Origin of the sequence: Paenibacillus sp. FSL L8-0435 (genome assembly GCF_037965655.1) — a bacterium.
Lineage (GTDB): Bacteria > Bacillota > Bacilli > Paenibacillales > Paenibacillaceae > Paenibacillus.
The window spans coordinates 6,310,732-6,330,979 of sequence record NZ_CP150185.1; the positions used below are offsets into that span (position 1 = coordinate 6,310,732).

General features: G+C 47.6%; 15 protein-coding genes. 2 read left to right on the forward strand and 13 right to left on the reverse strand.

Translation table 11 applies throughout. From position 1 onward, the window contains the following. Positions 1 to 60: 60 nt before the first annotated feature. The 3 genes from NST33_RS28020 to NST33_RS28030 are packed head-to-tail and all read right to left on the reverse strand — an operon-like array spanning position 61 to position 2,145. Positions 61 to 744, reverse strand: coding sequence for a hypothetical protein (locus tag NST33_RS28020; RefSeq protein ID WP_237177457.1), 684 nt, complete (start codon positions 742 to 744; stop codon positions 61 to 63). A 34-nt stretch (positions 745 to 778) separates the two neighbouring features. Next, the gene (locus tag NST33_RS28025) at positions 779 to 1,507 is read right to left on the reverse strand and encodes a polymer-forming cytoskeletal protein (protein ID WP_339305862.1); all 729 of its coding nucleotides are present in this window, start codon (positions 1,505 to 1,507) and stop codon (positions 779 to 781) included. Positions 1,508 to 1,521: 14 nt separating this feature from the next. Next, positions 1,522 to 2,145, reverse strand: coding sequence for a YhbD family protein (locus NST33_RS28030; protein WP_074096600.1), 624 nt, complete (start codon positions 2,143 to 2,145; stop codon positions 1,522 to 1,524). 273 nt (positions 2,146 to 2,418) lie between these two features. Here NST33_RS28030 and NST33_RS28035 point away from each other — a divergent pair, with 273 nt between their 5' ends. Continuing rightward, positions 2,419 to 3,207 (forward strand): alpha/beta hydrolase family protein, encoded by a 789-nt coding sequence (locus NST33_RS28035; protein WP_221824006.1) that lies wholly within the window; start codon positions 2,419 to 2,421, stop codon positions 3,205 to 3,207. Positions 3,208 to 3,413: 206 nt separating this feature from the next. Here NST33_RS28035 and argH read toward each other — a convergent pair whose 3' ends face one another. From argH to argC, 7 genes are all read right to left on the reverse strand, one after another. Next, entirely contained in the window at positions 3,414 to 4,817 is a 1,404-nt protein-coding gene (argH, locus tag NST33_RS28040; protein WP_036612430.1) for an argininosuccinate lyase, read from the reverse strand. Positions 4,818 to 4,927: 110 nt separating this feature from the next. Next, positions 4,928 to 6,163: an argininosuccinate synthase gene (locus NST33_RS28045; RefSeq protein ID WP_017692004.1), complete on the reverse strand. Its 1,236-nt coding sequence runs from the start codon at positions 6,161 to 6,163 to the stop codon at positions 4,928 to 4,930. Between the two features lie 93 nt (positions 6,164 to 6,256). Next, entirely contained in the window at positions 6,257 to 7,222 is a 966-nt protein-coding gene (gene argF / locus NST33_RS28050; protein ID WP_221824004.1) for an ornithine carbamoyltransferase, read from the reverse strand. A 197-nt stretch (positions 7,223 to 7,419) separates the two neighbouring features. Then, positions 7,420 to 8,673 (reverse strand): aspartate aminotransferase family protein, encoded by a 1,254-nt coding sequence (locus NST33_RS28055; protein WP_169479733.1) that lies wholly within the window; start codon positions 8,671 to 8,673, stop codon positions 7,420 to 7,422. A gap of 354 nt (positions 8,674 to 9,027) precedes the next feature. Beyond that, the gene (gene argB, locus NST33_RS28060; protein WP_221824002.1) at positions 9,028 to 9,867 is read right to left on the reverse strand and encodes an acetylglutamate kinase; all 840 of its coding nucleotides are present in this window, start codon (positions 9,865 to 9,867) and stop codon (positions 9,028 to 9,030) included. A gap of 336 nt (positions 9,868 to 10,203) precedes the next feature. After that, positions 10,204 to 11,442, reverse strand: a complete 1,239-nt coding sequence (gene argJ / locus NST33_RS28065) for a bifunctional glutamate N-acetyltransferase/amino-acid acetyltransferase ArgJ (protein WP_339305865.1) — start codon at positions 11,440 to 11,442, stop codon at positions 10,204 to 10,206. A 131-nt stretch (positions 11,443 to 11,573) separates the two neighbouring features. Continuing rightward, positions 11,574 to 12,623, reverse strand: coding sequence for an N-acetyl-gamma-glutamyl-phosphate reductase (gene argC, locus NST33_RS28070; RefSeq protein WP_339305866.1), 1,050 nt, complete (start codon positions 12,621 to 12,623; stop codon positions 11,574 to 11,576). Between the two features lie 331 nt (positions 12,624 to 12,954). Between argC and cls the strand changes: the two genes are divergently transcribed. Further along, complete coding sequence (gene cls, locus NST33_RS28075) at positions 12,955 to 14,403, forward strand: cardiolipin synthase (RefSeq protein WP_047840656.1); 1,449 nt, start codon at positions 12,955 to 12,957, stop codon at positions 14,401 to 14,403. Between the two features lie 280 nt (positions 14,404 to 14,683). On the opposite strand, the gene NST33_RS28080 is transcribed toward cls, so the two are convergent. The 3 genes from NST33_RS28080 to secA form a co-directional block, all read right to left on the reverse strand. Next, entirely contained in the window at positions 14,684 to 15,592 is a 909-nt protein-coding gene (locus NST33_RS28080) for a YitT family protein (protein WP_076209832.1), read from the reverse strand. A gap of 132 nt (positions 15,593 to 15,724) precedes the next feature. Beyond that, a protein-coding gene (prfB, locus tag NST33_RS28085) for a peptide chain release factor 2 (protein ID WP_101313559.1) occupies positions 15,725 to 16,838 on the reverse strand; the annotation gives its coding sequence in 2 pieces (ribosomal slippage) (positions 15,725 to 16,765 and positions 16,767 to 16,838; 1,113 coding nt in all). 442 nt (positions 16,839 to 17,280) lie between these two features. Further along, positions 17,281 to 19,785 (reverse strand): preprotein translocase subunit SecA, encoded by a 2,505-nt coding sequence (secA, locus tag NST33_RS28090; RefSeq protein ID WP_036667733.1) that lies wholly within the window; start codon positions 19,783 to 19,785, stop codon positions 17,281 to 17,283. Positions 19,786 to 20,248 lie beyond the last annotated feature (463 nt).

Genomic DNA, 20,248 nt, shown 5'->3' on the forward strand with positions numbered 1-20,248 from the left:
CTCCATTCACGCTCTATTCATATGACTGCATTAGTATATCCGAAAAGAAGTTTTCGTTAATCAGTCCAAGGACCGATTGCTTTGCAGCAAAACTTCCGATTGCGGATGAATTTGCAGAGATGAACGGTATTCCACTGTACCAATCCGGCAGCCAGGACCGATTTTTATTTTATCGCCACGGACAATCTCGGCCTCCGTATTCTCTAATTCAATGTCATCACCTTCGATAATCTGTGCCTTGAGAATTGATTTATTCCCTGTAAACAAGTCATTCAACCGACCGCTCTTCACCGAAATGATGGAACCACCCATTTCCTTGACCTCGGATGGACCCATGATTTTGAGCGTCATGTGTTCAGCGCTGAGCATCCCCGCTATCGTCAAACGCCCGTTCAGCTTGATATTTTCCGCCTGACAATCCCCTGACAGATGAAGTTCACCGACCACTTTTATATGCTCAGCTTTGGCATGCAGGCCAGATGCCTGGATTCCATCATCACCATCGTTGCTGGCCTCTCGCTCTGTCAGAGTAAGGGTTCCGGTAATTTTAATATCTGTGGATTCAAGCGATCCGTATATGACCGACGTACCCGTGCATTTGAAACGATCACAAGATAGATTGTCGTTAAAGGACGCGTCCCCTACAACCTTGATCTTGCCGTACACGCCCCCAGAAGAACTGCCATCACCAACGATGCTGATATCCATTTTTTTGTCCAATGAACGCCCAGGATTGTTATTCATGTCCATCCCATCCCTTTCTCTCCATATCCAAACTTTATATTCGCTGACTGCTGCCCACCTTGGCATCCTGATCTACTTCAAGTTCACCTGAATACTCGACCAGCCTGATGTTACAGCCGCGACCGATAAAAATGTTACTCCCCCGAACAATGTCAGCTTCGGTATCTTCCAGCACAATCTCATCACCTTCAATTAAGGATGTCTTAAATGAAGGTGTCCCGCCCAGACCAATACTTTTCCAAAAGCCATTCTGTTGTTCCTTGCGACGAATATCGATGCGCTCTCCGCCAATCTCTTTAGCTGAAGAAGATGTGTGCAGCCTGATCTCCACTGTTCCCGCATTCAGTAAACCGCTGATCTTAATATTGCCCCGTACATTCAGGGACTCACATTGGACATCCCCTTCAATATCGATCACACCGCCAATATCAATTCGTTCCCCATCCACTCTTCCACGTACAGTACACTTTCCGTTCACCTCAAGCTCAGGGCTATGGAGATCTCCGTTAATCGTCGTCATGCCATCTACACGAACACGAGAACTGGTAAGAGGTCCATTCAACGTACACATGCCGTTAATCGTTGCACTCTCGGAGGTCAAAGCGCCGTGCATCTTCAATGTTCCATTCACTTCCATAGAGGTGCAGTCCAGGTTACCGTTCACCTTAGCCATGCCATCAATAGATACACGGTGAAAATTCCCGCCTGCCGTTTGACTTATGCCCGCCACATTCAGATCATTCCGCTTATTCCGCTCTTCCATAGATGATCCTCTCCTTATCCCAATTTGAGTTTTAATTCTTCCATAAATGTTCCCATCGGCTGTCTAAGAACCACTTTCACACCATTGTCAAAATAAAACTCCGTTCCTGCTGTTACCAGCATGAATGAAGGAACACCCATCTTACGAATAAGCACGAGTTCGCTGGGTTTGCCTGTAAAACGGTAATAATGTTCGGACATCACTTCGATCAGCAAAGCACCCTCTTGCCGAGTAATATCTCCGCTCATTAACAGCTTATCAAGGACGTAGAGCATCATAATCTGCTCCAAAGCATACAGCGATTGCTCTCGACCTGCTTCTTTCAATAGATCCAGGGATATTTGTGAAACAATGTTTCGCTCTAATAGTTGCTCTGCAGACATCTCCACTTCACCCAACGTAGGTGAGAACACGTCTGCCAGCTCATCCAGCGATAATCCGTCTTTCATATTGAGAATCTTGTCAATGCGCAGTAAAATCTGTTGTTTGGGAAAAAAGGTTTCTTGTCCGGTGTAGGAAGACTTCCGAATGAACCATTCTTCCGGAATGAGATTTTTCCGCTTCCAGCGGTATAACTGACCGTATGAGATTCCTGTCAGGTCCAACAATTCTTTCTTGGAGATCAAATCATCCGTCATATATGGTCCCCCTTTTTATTGAAACGAGCGTAACATAACATTGTTACGTTGTAAAGTGTGTTAAAGATCGATGATCAGATTACAGATTTCCACTTTAACCACTGGTGTGAAATTCTTTGTTTTCTACTGTAGATCTTGTTATTGCAATGGGAGAGTAATGCGTATAACCTGTTACATATAAACACTTTGGAGGCTTAGGCATCCGACTTCCATCCCATCGTCTCATGTCAGAACACGTGGTTAACGAACTTATGAAAGGGGTTTCTTATACTCATGGCACTTATTAAATGTGATTTTTACTCGGATACACTCGGGCTTAGCACCAGCATGCATGTCATTCTGCCGCAACAAACCCACAATCAGATCGGTATGGAGAATGTGACTGGCAAAGGGCTGCACCCAACTCTGTACCTGCTGCACGGTCTGTCTGATGATGATTCCATCTGGCTGCGCCGGACTTCCATCGAACGTTATGTGGCCAACCTCGGGATCGCCGTTGTTATGCCACAGGTACACCGCAGCTTCTATACAGATATGGTAGAAGGCGGACGTTACTGGAGCTTTATCAGTGAAGAACTGCCGGCACTTGCTCGTTCTTTCTTCCCGCTGTCAGATCAACGGAAGGACAATTTCGTTGCCGGATTATCCATGGGTGGCTATGGGGCTTTCAAGCTGGCCCTTCGTAAACCAGATCAATATGCGGCTGCTGCCAGTTTGTCTGGAGCACTCGATATGTCTGCACATATGGATAGAAATGCATCCTCAGCATTACAACAGACGGAGTTACAGCGGATTTTCGGACCCGAGGTCGCAGGTACAGAGAACGATCTGATCCATCTACTTAAAGAGAGTCAAGCCAGCCAAGGGCCACAGCCCCTGCTCTATCAGTGCTGCGGAACGGAAGATTTCCTGTATGAGGATAATCAAACCTTCCGTCAAGCCTGTGAACAGACGAACTTCGAACTGACGTACGAGGAAGGGCCTGGTGAACATGAGTGGGGCTACTGGGATGCCAAGATTCAGGATGTATTGAAATGGTTGCCTTTACAAAAGCGCGATTAGTGGAGAATTGCAATGGAGCTACCGCGAGTAACTAAACTGGTACTCCGATAGTAGAACAACCTAACATCCGTTCGCGGTTGAGTAGAATGTATCTAGAGCACATTGCTGTAAAACACAAAGAAGCAGGCCGCTGAGAACAAAGTTCTCTGGCCTGCTTCTTTGTTGTACTGTTGTATCTGTAAGGGTACCTTATAGTAGCGGTGGTATTAACCGCGGTTCGTAATCCATTGCTCGGTGATCTCCAGTACCTTCTCACTGCGTCCAATCGCTTCAGCAACTTGACCCGAAGCTGTCCCGCCGTAAACATTACGAGCGTTCACAACCGCTTCCGGTTGCAGTACATCATAGATCCGGTCATCAAACAGTGGTGAGAACTGACGGAATTCATCAATCGTCAGATCCAGCAAATACTTGCTGTTCTGGATGCAGTACAGCACCGTTTTACCAATCACTTCATGCGCCTGACGGAAAGGCAAGCCTTCGCCTACGAGGAAGTCGGCAATATCCGTAGCATTGGAGAAATCCTGGTTGACCGCTTGACGCATCCGATCCTTGTTCACTGTCATCGTCGCGATCATTGGAGCAAACAGTTGAAGCGCACCTTCCAGCGTCGCTACAGTATCAAACATGCCTTCTTTGTCTTCCTGCATGTCTTTGTTGTATGCCAGTGGAAGAGATTTCAGTACTGTCAGCAAGCCGATCAGGTTGCCGTACACACGTCCTGTTTTACCACGAACGAGTTCAGGAACGTCCGGATTTTTCTTCTGTGGCATGATGCTGCTGCCTGTGCAGAACGCATCGTCCAGTTCAACGAATCCAAACTCCGTGCTGCTCCATAGTACCAGCTCTTCACTCAGACGGGACAAGTGAGTCATGATCAGCGAAGCTGCCGCCAGGAACTCAACGATGAAGTCACGGTCGCTTACTGCGTCCAGACTGTTCTCGTACACGCCATCGAAGCCCAGTTGTTCCGCCACAAAATGACGGTCAATCGGGAAAGTTGTGCCCGCGAGTGCACCTGCGCCCAGTGGCAGGATGTTAATACGTTTGTAGCTGTCCATCAGACGCTCCGCATCCCGTTGGAACATGGAGACATATGCCATCAGGTGATGTGCGAACAGAATTGGCTGTGCCCGTTGAAGATGCGTATAACCCGGTACAATGGTATCGAGGTTATCTTTCGCTTGTCCAATCAGTGCTTCCTGCAAGGAATGCAGCATGCCTACAAATCCAACCACGCGCTCACGCAGGTATAAGTGCATATCTGTTGCAACTTGATCGTTCCGGCTACGGCCTGTATGTAATTTCCCGCCTACAGGACCAATCGTCTCGATCAGGTTTTTCTCAATATTCATGTGGATGTCTTCGTCCGATACGGAGAATTCCACTTCGCCCGCACGGATTTTGTGCAGAACGGTGATCAATCCTTCTTTGATCGTCTCTACATCTTCCGCCGGAAGAATACCGCATTTGCCCAGCATTGTCACATGGGCCAGACTGCCCTGAATATCTTCCTCAGCCAAAGCCTTGTCAAAATTGATCGATGCCGTATATTCCTCAACCAAATGATTGGTTTGTTTTGTAAAACGTCCTCCCCACAGCTTGCTCACGGTGAGTACTCCCCTTTCGCTCATGGACAAAGCCGCTCCTGCCAGATGTGCAAGAACGGCCTGCCTTGTCATTTATATTGATATAGCTGCTCTATAGATGCAGGTTGAAATTAGTTTTTGTTTTGCTCCACGCCGGAGTTTACTTTCAAACGCAGTGCATTCAGGCGGATAAAGCCTGTTGCATCACCTTGATCGTAGGCTTGCGTTGGATCAGCTTCCATTGTAGCGATGTCCGGATTGTAGAGGCTGACAGGGCTTTTCACGCCTGCGCCGATAATGTTACCTTTGTACAGTTTCACACGAACCGTACCTGTTACATTTTTTTGGCTTTCAGTCACCAGCGCTTGCAATGCAAGACGCTCTGGTGCGAACCAGAAACCGTTGTATACCAGTGTGCTATAACGTGTGATCAGGCTATCACGCAGGTTCATCACTTCACGGTCCATCGTGATGGACTCCATTTTGCGATGTGCGGTGAACAGGATTGTTCCACCTGGTGTTTCGTATACGCCACGGCTCTTCATACCAACAAAACGGTTCTCAACCATATCTACACGGCCAATACCATGTTTGCCACCCAGCTCGTTCAGTTGCTCCATCACTTGCAGCGGGCTCAGGCGCTCACCGTTCAGTGCAACACAGTCACCTTGTTCGAATTCCAGTTCAACATATTCCGCTTGATCTGGTGCATCTTCAGGTGCACTGCTCAGCAGGAACATGTCTTTGTTCTCGTCCGCGCTTGGATCGAACCAAGGATCTTCGAGCACACCGCTCTCATAGCTGATATGCAGCAAGTTACGGTCTGTGGAGTATGGTTTAGCCGCAGATGCGGTTACCGGAATGCCATGTTTTTCAGCGTACGCGATCATCTCGGCACGTCCCGGGAACTGGTTACGGAATTCTTCCAGACGCCAAGGTGCAATTACGTTAATGTCTGGTGTCAGTGCAGCCGCGTTCAGCTCAAAACGAACTTGGTCATTTCCTTTACCTGTAGCGCCGTGAGCGATGGCTGTAGCACCTTCTGCACGAGCGATATCCACCATGCGTTTAGCGATCAGTGGACGAGCGATACTTGTACCGAGCAGGTATTGCCCTTCATAAAGGGCACCAGCTTGGAACATTGGATAGATGAAATCTTTTGCGAATTCATCGCGTAGATCGTCGATGTATACTTTGGAAGCGCCTGTTGCCAGTGCTTTTTCCTCCAAACCGTCCAATTCATCCTTTTGTCCAATATCCGCTGTGAAAGCGATAATCTCTGCATCATATGTTTCTTTTAACCATTTCAAAATTACAGATGTGTCCAACCCGCCTGAATATGCGAGTACAATTTTTTCCTTAGCCATGTTCGATGGTCCTCCCCAAGATCAGTTGCTATAAACTTTTATCTATCATCGCGAAATCTGCGCCTAAAATCAACCCATTCAATGAAATAGCAGCTATTCGCTCATTAAAGCAGCCATTAATGCTTTCTGTGCATGCAAGCGATTCTCCGCCTGATCAAAGATCAGGGAGTTCGGTCCGTCAATTACACCGGCACTCACTTCTTCGCCGCGGTGTGCTGGCAGACAATGCAAGAACATGTAGTCCGGCTTCGCGCCTTTCATCAGTTCCTCGTCCACTTGATATGCCGCAAATGCCTGCTCACGAATCTTCTGCTCTTCCTCAAAGCCCATGCTCGCCCATACATCCGTATACACGATATCTGCATTTTTCGCAGCTTCCTGTGCACTGTACGTTACAGTCACTTCAGAACCGCTCTCCTGTGCGATAATACGTGCCTGCTCCACAACCGCGCTATCCGGCTCATAGCCTTCTGGCGTTGCTACAGCAACATGCATACCCATCTTCGCTGCACCCAGCATCAGGGAGTGCGCCATGTTGTTGCCATCTCCGATGTAGGCCATTTTCAGACCTGCCAGCTTGCCTTTGTGCTCCAGTACCGTTTGGAAGTCTGCCAGTACCTGGCAAGGATGCGCTGCATCGCTCAGGCCATTAATGACCGGAACATCGGCATGCTCTGCCAGTTCAGTTACATTATGGTGTCCAAAGGTACGGATCATGATGCCGTCCAGGTAGCGGGACAATACTTTGGCTGTATCATGTGTTGTTTCCCCGCGACCCAGCTGGATATCATTTTTGCTCAGGAAGAGCGCATGTCCACCCAATTGGAACATGCCCACTTCAAAGGATACACGCGTACGTGTGGATGACTTTTCAAAAATAAGTCCGATCGTTTTGCCTTTCAACGGTTGAAAAGGTACACCGCTTTTTTGCTTGCCTTTAATCTCAATTGCGAGATCAAGCAGATAACGAATCTCCTCAGCTGTGTAGTCCGTGAATTCGATAAAATCCCGGCCTCTCAGATCAATCTTCTGAATCTTTTCCGTCTGTTGTGCTGTCATGTATAATGTCCTCCTTATTTCCGGTTCCCTGCACCCGCACGGGCAGAAGAGAGCACCGTTAACACTTTGTCTGGATGCTTCTCGGATTTATTCATTCCCGCCTTCTGCAATTTCACCGCGCGGCTACAGGGATTCATCATCTCATTCTGCTTCGAGGCCGGTAATGGCCCCGAGACAGAAAGGTTCTCATTTTTATGTTAGGCTTTCGCCGCTACGTGCTCTTCGATCAATGTGGCTACCAGCGATACTGCCTCGTCGATCTCTTCTTTGCTCACATACAGGTTCGGAAGCAAACGAATCACATTTGGTCCTGCAGAGACGAACAAAATCCCGCGTTTTTGCCCAGCAAGCACTATATCACCTACCGGCTCAGCACATTCAATACCGACTAACAATCCCAAGCCACGAACTTCCTTCACAAAGGAATTGCCTGCCAAACGATTCCGCAGGGAGCTCATCAGGTATTCACCCATCTCCGCTGCACGCTCTGGCAAGCGATCTTCCAGCATCGTTTCGATTGTTGCAATTACAACGGATGAAGCAAGTGGTGTTCCGCCAAATGTTGTCGCATGGCTACCTGGCGTGAACGCATCCCGCAGGAAACCTTTACCCAGCATTGCGCCTACAGGGAAACCACTGCCGATACCTTTGGCAACGGTGAACACGTCTGGCTCAATGCCATAATGTTCGTGTGCAAACAGTTTACCCGTACGTCCCATTCCCGTTTGAACTTCATCAACAATGAGCAACAATCCATGCTCGTCACACAATTTCCGTACATGTTTGACGAATTCCGGCTCAACCGGATATACACCACCCTCGGCCTGAACCATTTCCAGCATAATAGCTGCTGTGTTGGGTCCAATTGCCGCTTCAAGCGCAGGGATATCATGCAAAGGTACGGTTACAAATCCGGCTGGCAATGGTAAAAATCCTTCTTTCACCTTATCCTGTCCGGTTGCTGTCAGTGTAGCGAGTGTCCGTCCATGGAAGGACTGGGCAAAGGTGATCACTTCATAGCGATCTGTGCCTTTCACCTTCTGGTGATAACGACGTGCAACTTTGATAGCCGCTTCGTTCGCTTCAGCGCCACTGTTACAGAAAAACACCGCGTCAGCGCATGTATTGGCTGTCAACAATGCTGCTGCTTTCTCCTGGCCCGGAATCTGGAACAGGTTGGATACATGCCACAGCTCATCAATCTGAGCTTTCAGCTTGGCTCCGACTTTCTCCGGTGCATGGCCCAGGCTAGTTACAGCGAGTCCGCACATGAAATCGAGATATCGATTTCCCTGGTCATCCCACAACCAGCTGCCTTTACCTTTGACCAGACTGATTGGATAACGTGCATACGTTTGGAAAAGCGAGCTTTCCGTCTGTGCCGCTGCACCTGTTGCTGTTGCGCCCGCTACCGCTGTGCCAGAACCTGGCTGTTCGTTGCCTTTTGCCATGACCATATCACTCCTTATTGGTTGGTACACGAGCAATTATATAAGAAACCTGATTTACACTAGACCACTCCGATTGCGGAACCATCTTCCGAACGTATGCATACTCCACTTCGATGACAGAACAACCTTCCGATCGCTGTTATCCCTGGATTTTTTTTATTCCCCTTCAATGGGGAAAATCCTGTGATAAAGGCGCACGCTCCGCTTCTTCAGGTTATTTCTGTCCTCTCCGTTATGCATTTTTATTCTTCAGATTGGTTCTGCACCCTACGTTATTGTGAGTGTAATATTAGATTTCTTATATAAAAAAGCCGTGCACATATTTTTTATCTTGTATAAGAACCCAAATGAACCTTATTGCATACGGATGATTCTTGTTCCGATGATTTCTCCGCTGAGCACTCGGCTCAGGATTTGAGGTTCGCTGCCGTCTACGATGACGACCTCACGTACTTGGCCATGAATACATGCAATTGCTGCACGCACTTTGGGAATCATGCCGCCATAGATTTCTCCGGTCTGGATCATGTCCTCAATCTCTTGTACAGATACGGATGGCAGTACTTTTTTCTCGCCGCCTACGTTCTTCATGATGCCAGGAACGTCAGTCACGACAATCATCCGACTTACGCCGAGATGAGACGCCACTGCACCTGCCGCTGTATCTGCGTTAATGTTGTAGCGTTGTCCAGTTGCATCTACGCCAACTGGTGCAATAACCGGCATGTAACCCATGTTCACGATGCCTTGGATAATCTCTGCGTTCACACCAGTGACATCGCCTACCCAACCGATCTCTGCGTGGTTTGTAACAGGTTTAGCCTGAATCAGACCCCCGTCCACGCCAGACAAGCCTAGTGCACGGCCGCCCACACGTTGAATCAAACGCACGATCTGTTTGTTGATACTGCCCGCAAGCACCATCTCCACTACGTCCAGCACAGGTTCAGTCGTTTTGCGCAGGCCATTAACGAATTCGGTTTCGATACCAAGCTTCGCAAGTTTATCTGAGATCGCAGGACCTCCACCATGCACGATTACCGGCTGCGTGTCCTGAGACTGCAAATCACGCAGATCCGCAAAGAAAGACTCAGGCAATGCTGCCAGCGTGCTGCCTCCACATTTCATGACAAACATCTGTTTCTCTGTGCTCGCTTCCGTTGCGGTACTCTTGTTTGGCATTGTTGAATTCATGAGGGCAAGCTCCTTCCATAGTAAAAATTACATTCAAAAAAATATAACACTTTTATAAGGTGACGAAGGCTGGTAGGAGTCCATTCCGAATTCGGATTGTTCTTTCGATCGCTGTTGTCTCCAGGTTTCTTGAATTATCCCTATATAGGGGAATACCCGGAGACTAAGGCGACCGCTCCGCTTCTGCAGAATCAATTCCGTCTTCTCCATTACTATCGCTATATGTTCAATACCAAACAACAAGTTTAAATTTTATTGATAATTTTTGAATCATCTCACGAAACAGCTTCACAATAGAAGACAGCTGTTTCGCAAAACCTTTATCCCAAAGACTTATTACGTGCGGTATGCTGCGTTAATTCGGACGTAGTCATACGTCAGGTCGCAGCCCCAGGCTGTTGCTGTTCCTTCGCCGTGGTGCAGATCCACCACAATGCGAACTGTATCAGTCTGCAAATACGCCAGTGCCACTTCTTCGTCGAATACGACTGGGCGGGACTGCGCAAGTACCGAGATATCTCCCAAACGGATATCTACCGTATCCGGGTTCACCGGCTGTCCTGCACGCCCTACGGCTGCAATAATCCGTCCCCAGTTGGCATCTGCGCCAAACATGGCTGATTTCACAAGACTCGAACCGATGACAGTTTTCGCGATTGCTTGCGCGGATTCATCACTTACCGCACCTGTAACTTCTACCTCAACCAGTTTGGTTGCTCCTTCACCATCGCGAGCAATGGCTTTGGCTAGCACTTGGCAAACATAGGTGAAGCCGGCTGCAAAAGCGTCCCAATCTGGATGCTCTGTGGTCAGCTCTTCATTGCCTGCATAACCACTGGACATAGCTACCAGCATGTCGTTTGTACTTGTATCCCCATCAACGGTAATCATGTTAAATGTATGATTGGTTGCCTGGCGCAGCAAGCGCTGCAACGCTTCTGCACCAATGACCGCGTCAGAGGTCATGAAAGCGAGCATCGTCGCCATATTCGGATGAATCATACCCGAGCCTTTGGCGGCTCCCGCGATCGTAACCGTCTTGCCGTTAACCAGAACGGAGACGCAGGCTTCCTTTTTCACCAAATCCGTTGTCAGAATCGCTTGTGAAAATTGTTCCGCCTCATTCAACTCCTTGCCCAGTTGTTCCGGAAGCGCCTTGATGCCTGAATGTACAGCATCCATCTTGAGCAATTCCCCAATGACACCTGTGGATGCCACAGCCACGTCCTCTTCCGCCACACCCAACTCACGCGCAGCAGCCGAACGCATCGCATAAGCATCTTCTTCCCCTTGTTGCCCTGTACATGCATTAGCATTACCACTGTTGACGATAACTGCTTGCAGGCGTCCATTGCTCAAGCTTTCGCGCGTCACTTTAAGTGGTGCAGCTTGAAACACGTTCGTTGTGTATACAGCAGCAGCTGTAGCTGGTACATCACATCGGATCGCTCCGATGTCATTGCGTGATGTCTTTTTTAATCCGCAGTGAAGTCCACCAGCAGTGAACCCCCCAGGGGTTACAATTGTTCCGTTCTCAACCACGGTAAAAGTCTGTTGCTCCACATTCGTTCCCATATCATATCCCCCGTATGCGTTCAGCTATATGCTGATGATCCGCCTGCTTAACCTGATCCGTTCTCCCTAAGTTGACTCCGAGAAAGCACTCTACACCGAATGTTCCAGTGCTCCTCCTGAATTCCAATCCCTTATGGATATACCGGTGTCATGTTCAGCCCGAGGTTCTCCTCCCATCCCATCATCAGGTTCATATTTTGAATCGCTTGCCCGGAAGCACCCTTCACCAGGTTGTCGATGACCGAAATAATCGTTAAACGCCCTGTGCGAGGATCCACCGCAAATCCGATATCACAATAGTTGGATCCGTACACTTCCTTGGTAGAAGGCCAGATGCCCGGTTCACGTACACGTACGAAAGGTCTGTTCTCATAATATTTACGGTACAAATCTACGATCTCCCGGTCACTGTGTTCCCCCACGAGGCTGGCATACATCGTACTCATGATTCCACGTGTCATTGGCACCAGATGTGTTGTGAAGGTAACCGTAACTGGCGTTCCCGTTATACTGCCAAGCACTTGTTCGATCTCGGGAATATGTTGATGTTTATTCAGTTTATAGGCTTTGAAATTCTCATTCATCTCTGCATAATGGTTTGTCAGACTTGTTCCGCGCCCCGCTCCGGATACGCCTGATTTGGCATCAATTATAATAGTAGAAGGATCAATCCAGCCTGCCTCTACAGCAGGGATCAGTCCAAGAAGTGTAGCCGTTGGATAACAGCCCGGGTTGGAAATAAAATTCTGTCCCTTCACTTCTTCGCCATACACCTCAGCCATGCCGTATACCGCTTGTTCCAGCAAAGCAGCTGGAGGAGCCGGATGTTTGTACCACTCTTCATACACCGTTCCATCCTTAAGTCTGAAATCGCCAGATAGGTCAATCACCTTAAGTCCTGCAGCCAGCAGGCTTGGTACGAGTTTAGCACTTACGCCGGACGGGGTCGCTGTGAATACCAGATCCGCACGACTCGCAATTTCAGCCGGATCTACACCGTCGAGTGGCCTGTGAATCACGCCCGTCAAATGCGGAAATCCATCTGCGATGGACTCACCACTGCTCGATGATGAGATCACCGATGTGATTTCAACCAGCGGATGGTTCTGGAAAAAACGAATCAGCTCCACCCCGCCGTAGCCGGTGGAACCGACGATTGCTACTTTTAATTTGTTATTCACTCTCGCTCCCCCAATCTCGATGTATGCGCTACTTGTGCTATGTCCTTGCCTGAAGGATACTTGAACACAGCAATTCCGTCGCTTATATGCATATTTGTGTATTATTATACGACTCTGGTTATATAAATACAACACTCTATCATCAATTTCACATGGATTTCCATCCAATCCGAACATATCTTTTTTTCTCATCCGGGACGAATAGGTATACATCTGTTAAAATACGTATTAGTAGGAAACATTACAATCAGGGTCTCATTCATAACTAACCTGCTAATCAAGGACATATGAATAGATTCATGATGGTCATTATGAGACGTGGGGGACTATAGTGCATATCGAATCCATTTTACTTATTGTACTCCTGGGCCTGAATATTATTTTTGCGGCAGCAGTCGTTTTCTTCGAACGGAAGGATGCCAGCGCTTCCTGGGCTTGGCTGCTCGTCTTGAACTTTATTCCGGTGTTTGGGTTTGTACTTTATCTTTTAACTGGTCAGAATCTGACCCGATACCGGCTTTTCCAGTGGAAGGAACGTAAGAAGCTCGGGCTAGAGGAACGTATTGAAGCCCAGCTCACGCAGTTGCACGATAATCGCACCCCTTTCCGCAACCAAGCAACCGAGACTAGCCAGGACATGATCTATATGAACCTGAAGCAGAACGGAGCTCTGGTGACGGAAGATAATGCGGTTGAGATCATTACGGACGGAACAGATAAGTTCCAACGGCTCTTGGATGACATCGAAGCGGCTCAGGATCACGTGCACGTACAATACTACATTTATAGAGGCGACCGTCTGGGCAAAAGAATTCGTGATGCACTGATCCGCAAAGCGCGTGAAGGCATCAAAGTCCGATTACTGTATGACGCGCTCGGATCACGGCGGGTTTCGAAACGCTTTTTCAAAGAATTGCGCGAAGCAGGCGGTTTGGTTGAAGTCTTTTTCCCCTCCAAATTCAGTCTGATCAACTTGCGCATGAACTACCGGAACCACCGTAAAATTGTCATCATCGATGGTAACTTGGGGTACACGGGCGGATTTAACGTTGGAGATGAGTATCTTGGCTTGAACTCGAAATTCGGTTACTGGCGTGACACACATCTGCGTATTCAGGGGAATGCCGTTCATGCTCTGCAGACCCGTTTCCTTCTGGATTGGAATGAAGCATCCAAACAACACGACACACCTTATGTTCCGGCGCATTTCCCTCATATCGAGGGTACAGGAAAGATTGCCATGCAGATTGTCTCCAGTGGACCGGATGCAGAGACCGAACATATTAAGAACAGTTATCTCAAGATGATTAATGGGGCCAAACAATCGATTCTGATTCAAACGCCTTATTTTATCCCGGATGCCAGTGTATTCGAAGCTATTCGTCTCGCGTGTCTGTCCGGTATAGATGTTCGCATCATGATTCCAAATAAACCAGACCATGCCTTTGTATATTGGGCTACGTTATCTTATATCGGTGAGTTGCTGAAGGTGGGCGCCAAAGTATTTATATATGATAATGGCTTCATTCATGCCAAAACACTTATCATTGACAGTTTGGTTGCATCCGTGGGAACCGCCAATATTGACTACCGCAGTTTCCGGTTGAACTTTGAGGTTAATGCTTTTATGTACGATGAAGCGATTGCGACAGCACTTGTACAAACCTTTGAACACGACCTGCATGTATCGCGAGAAATGACGCTCGATGAATACCAAAAACGTAGTCTCATTATCCGCTTCAAAGAAGCGATTTCCCGTCTGCTGTCTCCGATTCTGTAGTGGTGGCACTCCGATGACAGCACATCCTTCCGATCGCTGTTATCCCCAGATTTTTTTGATTCCCTATTCTAAAGGGGAAAATCCGGGGATAAAGGCGAACGTTCCACTTCTTCAGGATATTTCTGTCCTCTCCGTTATGTGAAATGTTAAGTTGAACTTTTAATAATAGAAAAGCAGGTACTCCCTCTCCGTTATCTCAGAGGAGGGCGTACCTGCTTTTTTTCTTAAATTTTCAAACTTATGAGCCTATATTGGCTCACTCATTATATTTTCAACCAGTTCACACATGCTCTCCCCGCTTAAAACCTTCACCAAGCACTTCATGCGCGTTACTGATAATGACAAATGCTCCCGGGTCCACAGACCGGATCAACGCTTTGAGTCTTGGTACCTCATTTTGTCCAACCACGACCATCAGTACTGTTCGTTGATCATCGGTGTAACCGCCTTTGGCTTCCAGCTTCGTTAATCCCCGATCCAAGTCATCCAGAATCACTTTGCTAATCGCTTCTGTTTGGTTGGAGATAATATACGCCACCTTGGAAAAGCCTAGGCCCATCTCAACGGCATCGATCACTTTACCGGTAACATACAACCCAATTAGTGCATAGAGAGACTGCTCCAATGACAACACAAATGCAGCCATAATAATAACGGTAGCATCCATGATTACGACACACAGAGAATAACTCAGTCCACTGTATTTCTGTACGATTCTGGCAAGAATGCTCATACCACCTGTTGATCCTCTACCTCGATACACAATTCCGATACCGAGACCAACGCCAATTCCTCCATACAGTGAACCAAGTAGCGGATTCGTTGTTGGAATGGCCCAATCCTTCGTGAGATAGACTAACAGTGGCAGGACAATACTGCCCAATACGGAGCGTACACCGTACTGCTTTCCAATAAGCAGAAAACCCGCAATCAAAAGTGGGATATTAATTGCCCACTGGGTATATGCCGGCTCCCAATTAAGCCATTCCTTGCCCAGAATTGATAACCCGGACACCCCACCCGAAGCGATCTGATTTGGTAATAAAAATAAATTAAAGGCCACTGCAATCAAAAACGAACCTAAAATGATAGATACCGTATCCACGACGTTTCTCCATGGACCATTGAGTGGAATGAGGCTAGTTATCCTCTTTTTGCGATTATTGTGAAGTTGTGATCGTTGTTGCATGTCATCGTGTTCTCCTTTTATGTGACTGATCAGTTGTTCGCTCATTTTTTCTATCCTATAAAATTATTCAAAAAAAAGCTCCCGTATACACCAGCATACGCCTACACGTATGGGTCCATACAGGAACTTATATTAATCGGTTTCTACTTTAATCTGGCTACGCAAATAACCATCGATGAATGCATCGAGGTCGCCGTCCATTACTGCTCCTGTATTTCCTGTCTCTACGCTTGTACGGTGATCCTTTACCATACTATAGGGATGGAACACATAGGAGCGAATCTGGCTACCCCATGAAATATCCGACTGATCTCCTCGGATTTCATCCAGCTGTTGTTTTTGCTCTTCAATTTTACGCTCATACAATTTCGAACGAAGCATCTTCATCGCCCGCTCACGGTTCTTGATCTGTGAACGTTCATTCTGACACGTTACAACTACACCTGTCGGAAGATGGGTAATCCGCACGGCTGAGTCGGTGGTATTGATATGCTGTCCACCCGCGCCACTCGCACGGTAGGTGTCAATCTTGAGATCCTCTGTTCGAATGTCCAATTCAATCGTATCATCAATCTCAGGAACCACATCACATGATACGAAGGAAGTATGCCTACGGCCCGATGAGTCAAAAGGAGAGATCCGCACCAGTCGGTGTACACCCTTCTCGGCTTTCAGATAACCATAAGCATTGTGCCCCTTGATCGATAGCGTGACGCTCTTGATCCCCGCCTCATCTCCTGGCAGATAATCCAGAACCTCAACCTTGAAGCCACGCTTCTCGGACCAACGTGTGTACATCCGGAGTAACATCTGTCCCCAGTCCTGTGACTCGGTACCACCTGCCCCTGGATGAAGCTCTAGAATGGCATCCATCTTATCATACGGCTGGTTCAGGAGCAGCTGAAGTTCGAACTCTGCCACCTTGCTCACGATCGCCGTGACGCTTCTACCGATCTCTGCAGCGAGGTCTTCGTCGCCTTCCTCGTCAGCCAGTTCTACCATCATCACCGCATCATCATAATCCTGTTGGAGTTTGGTGTATTGATCCACAGATCCCTTCACCGCATTTAGCTCAGCGATTACGGATTGCGCCTTGTCACTATCGTCCCAGAAATCGGGGGCAGACATCTTCACTTCGAAGTTGCCGATCATCTCTTGTTTCAGATCTAAGTCAAAGAGACCCCCTAAGGTTGGTTAGTTTCTTGCCTATTTCACGCAGGTCATGCTTCACGTTTGGATCGATCATGTGCAATTCCTCTTTTCATTAAGATAAGCTCCCCGCATCCAGGGCATTCCTCCAGATCAAGTTTCCGATGCGTCACCCTGGTGTTGAGACTACTGTTGTATCAGTATACCTCTTCCCCGTGATCATGGTCTTATTATTATAACTATGCACCATTAATCGGTTTTGCATCCTTCACTTCATCCTATGGAATACCCGGCTGCAAGGAGCCATTCATGTCATGCTATCTAAGTTGACCTCATTCATGTTACACCTGTTACTCCGATTGCAGTAGCATCTTCCGATCGCTCTTATCCCCAGATTTTCTTAATCCCCTTACAAAAGGGTAAAATCCGGGGATAAAGGCGAACGCTCCGCTTCTTCAGATTGCTTCTGCACTCTCCGTTATGGTGTAAAATCAAGGTTCAACTTATTACACTATAGAGTGTATATAAAAACCATTGTACTACTCTTGACCATGACAGTGTTTGAACTTCTTGCCACTACCGCATGGGCATGGATCGTTACGTCCGATTTGGTCAGAAACCTTCACAGGACGTTTCTCAGCAGGTTCACCGCTTGTCGAGATCTGACTTTCCTCAACAACCGCTTGACGCTCCTGATTGCTCTCGATCTGTGCTCTCATCACATAAGTCGCTACTTCTTCTTGAATCGAAGCGATCATTTGATGGAACATCTCGAAGCCTTCGAACTGGTATTCACGCAGTGGATCTGTACCACCGTAGGCACGAAGGTGGATACCTTGACGCAATTGATCCATTGCATCGATATGATCCATCCACTTGCTGTCTACTGCACGGAGCACAACCACTTTCTCGAACTCACGAACCATCTCTTCGCCAATTCGCTCTTCACGTGCATTGTACTTGTTCTGAACTTTCGTGAACAGGAACTCGATGATCTCTTCTGCTTCCTTACCCCACAGATCATCTTTTGTTATGGAACCATCGTCCAGCAATTTGCTGTTCATGTAATCAGCAACTTCCTGAAGCTCCCAGTTTTCCGGGATATCGTCACTACAATGTGCTTCAACGATACGTTCAATGGAAGGTTTGATCATATCCATAACGATTTGTTTGATATTTTCGGACTCCAGTACCTCGCGGCGCTGTTTATATATAATTTCACGTTGTTGGTTCATGACATCATCATATTGGAGAACGACTTTACGCACGTCAAAGTTGTTACCTTCAACACGCTTCTGCGCTGATTCTACTGCTCGGGTAATCATCCGGCTCTCGATCGGTTGGTCTTCTTCAAAACCAAGGCGCTCCATCATGTTCAATACATTATCTGCACCGAAACGTCTCATCAATTCATCACCCAGTGACAGGTAGAATTGTGTTGAACCCGGGTCACCTTGACGTCCCGCACGACCACGCAGCTGATTATCAATCCGGCGTGATTCGTGACGCTCTGTACCGATGATATGAAGGCCGCCTACTTCAGCTACACCATCACCCAAGATAATATCTGTACCCCGTCCTGCCATGTTGGTTGCAATCGTTACTGCACCCGCTTGACCAGCTCCTGAGATGATCTCTGCTTCTTCCGCGTGGTACTTGGCGTTCAGTACCTGGTGTTTGACACCACGGCGCTTAAGCATGTCAGACAGGCGTTCAGAGTTCTCAATGGACACTGTACCTACCAGAATCGGTTGATTCTTACTGTGGCGTGCCACGATCTCTTCTACGACGGCATTGAACTTGCCATCGATGCTCTTATACACGACATCTGCCATGTCATCCCGCTTGTTTGGGCGGTTGGTTGGAATTTGCAATACTTCGAGACCGTAGATTTTTTTAAACTCTTCTTCCTCGGTTTTCGCTGTACCCGTCATACCCGCAAGTTTACGGTACATCCGGAAATAGTTCTGGAAGGTAATCGTAGCAAGCGTCATGCTCTCGTTTTGTACTTCAATGCCTTCTTTGGCTTCAATCGCCTGGTGCAATCCATCACTGTAACGACGTCCGGACATCAGACGACCTGTGAATTCATCAACGATCATAACTTCCTCATCACTGACCACATAATCCACGTCACGACGCATGATTGCATTAGCTTTCAAGCCCTGTACAATGTGATGGTTGAGAGTTACATTGGCATGATCATACAAGTTCTCGATACCAAATGCTTTCTCTGCTTTTGCCACGCCCGCCTCAGTCAACGCTACGGATTTCACCTTAATGTCTACCGTAAAGTCTTCTTCCGGCACCAAACGTTTCACAAAACGATCTGCTGCATAGTACATATCCGTCGACTTCTGAGCTTGTCCAGAGATAATGAGTGGCGTACGCGCCTCATCGACCAGGATGGAGTCTACTTCATCAATGATACAGAAGAACAATGGACGTTGTACCATTTGCTCTTTGTACAGCACCATGTTGTCACGCAGATAGTCAAAACCAAACTCGTTGTTCGTTCCGTACGTAATATCACATGCATATGCATGTTGTTTCAAGGCATGATCCATCCCGCTCAGGTTAACCCCTACCGTCATGCCCATGAACTCATAGATTTGTCCCATTTCCTGGCTATCCCGCTGTGCCAAATAGTCATTGACCGTAACCACGTGTACACCTTTGGACATCAATGCGTTCAGATATACCGGAAGTGTTCCTACCAGCGTTTTACCTTCACCCGTTTTCATCTCGGAAATACGGCCTTCATGCAGAGCGATACCGCCCAGCATCTGTACATCGTAGTGACGTTTGCCCAGTACACGGCGTGATGCCTCACGTACGGTTGCAAATGCCTCTGGAAGAAGCTCATCTGTTGTTTCTCCCTTTTCAATACGAGCACGGTATTCGTCCGTTTTACCTTTCAGTTGTTCATCAGACAACGCCTGAAATTGTGGTTCCAGTTTATTGATCACATCGACCGTCTTCATCAGACGTTTAACATCACGTTCATTCATGTCGCCGAAGATCTTTTTGACAAGTCCTAGCATGGTATACCCCTTTCGTGCAAAACAGAATAGACCCCCTGTTGCCGCCACGCGACACCATCGGATGGATGTTGCATCCACTTGCCCGGGGGTGACAAACAATATAAAAAGTAATATGGATGAATCAACTCCAGGCTTGCCAAGGGTTTCTCATGAAGCTGATTCGGTATTCAAACGGATTCGGTTATTAAAGACTAGCCGAAGCCCGAGCCTTGCGAATCATGTTCATGGTGCTGTGCCTGTCATTGATTATGATTAGCGATCATTCGTTGACAATTCCTCATCAGGACAATGATTCTCTTTGCATAAATTGTAACAGTTTGTAAGGGCCGCCGCAACACGCCACGGCACACTTCTTTGAACTTCTGAGCCATATCAAATGGAGTTTAAGTGCAAAAAATCATAGTCGTTAGCGGAAGCGTTCGATTGTCATGTTTCGTTTTGCAGGATAGACAGCCCTGTCAAC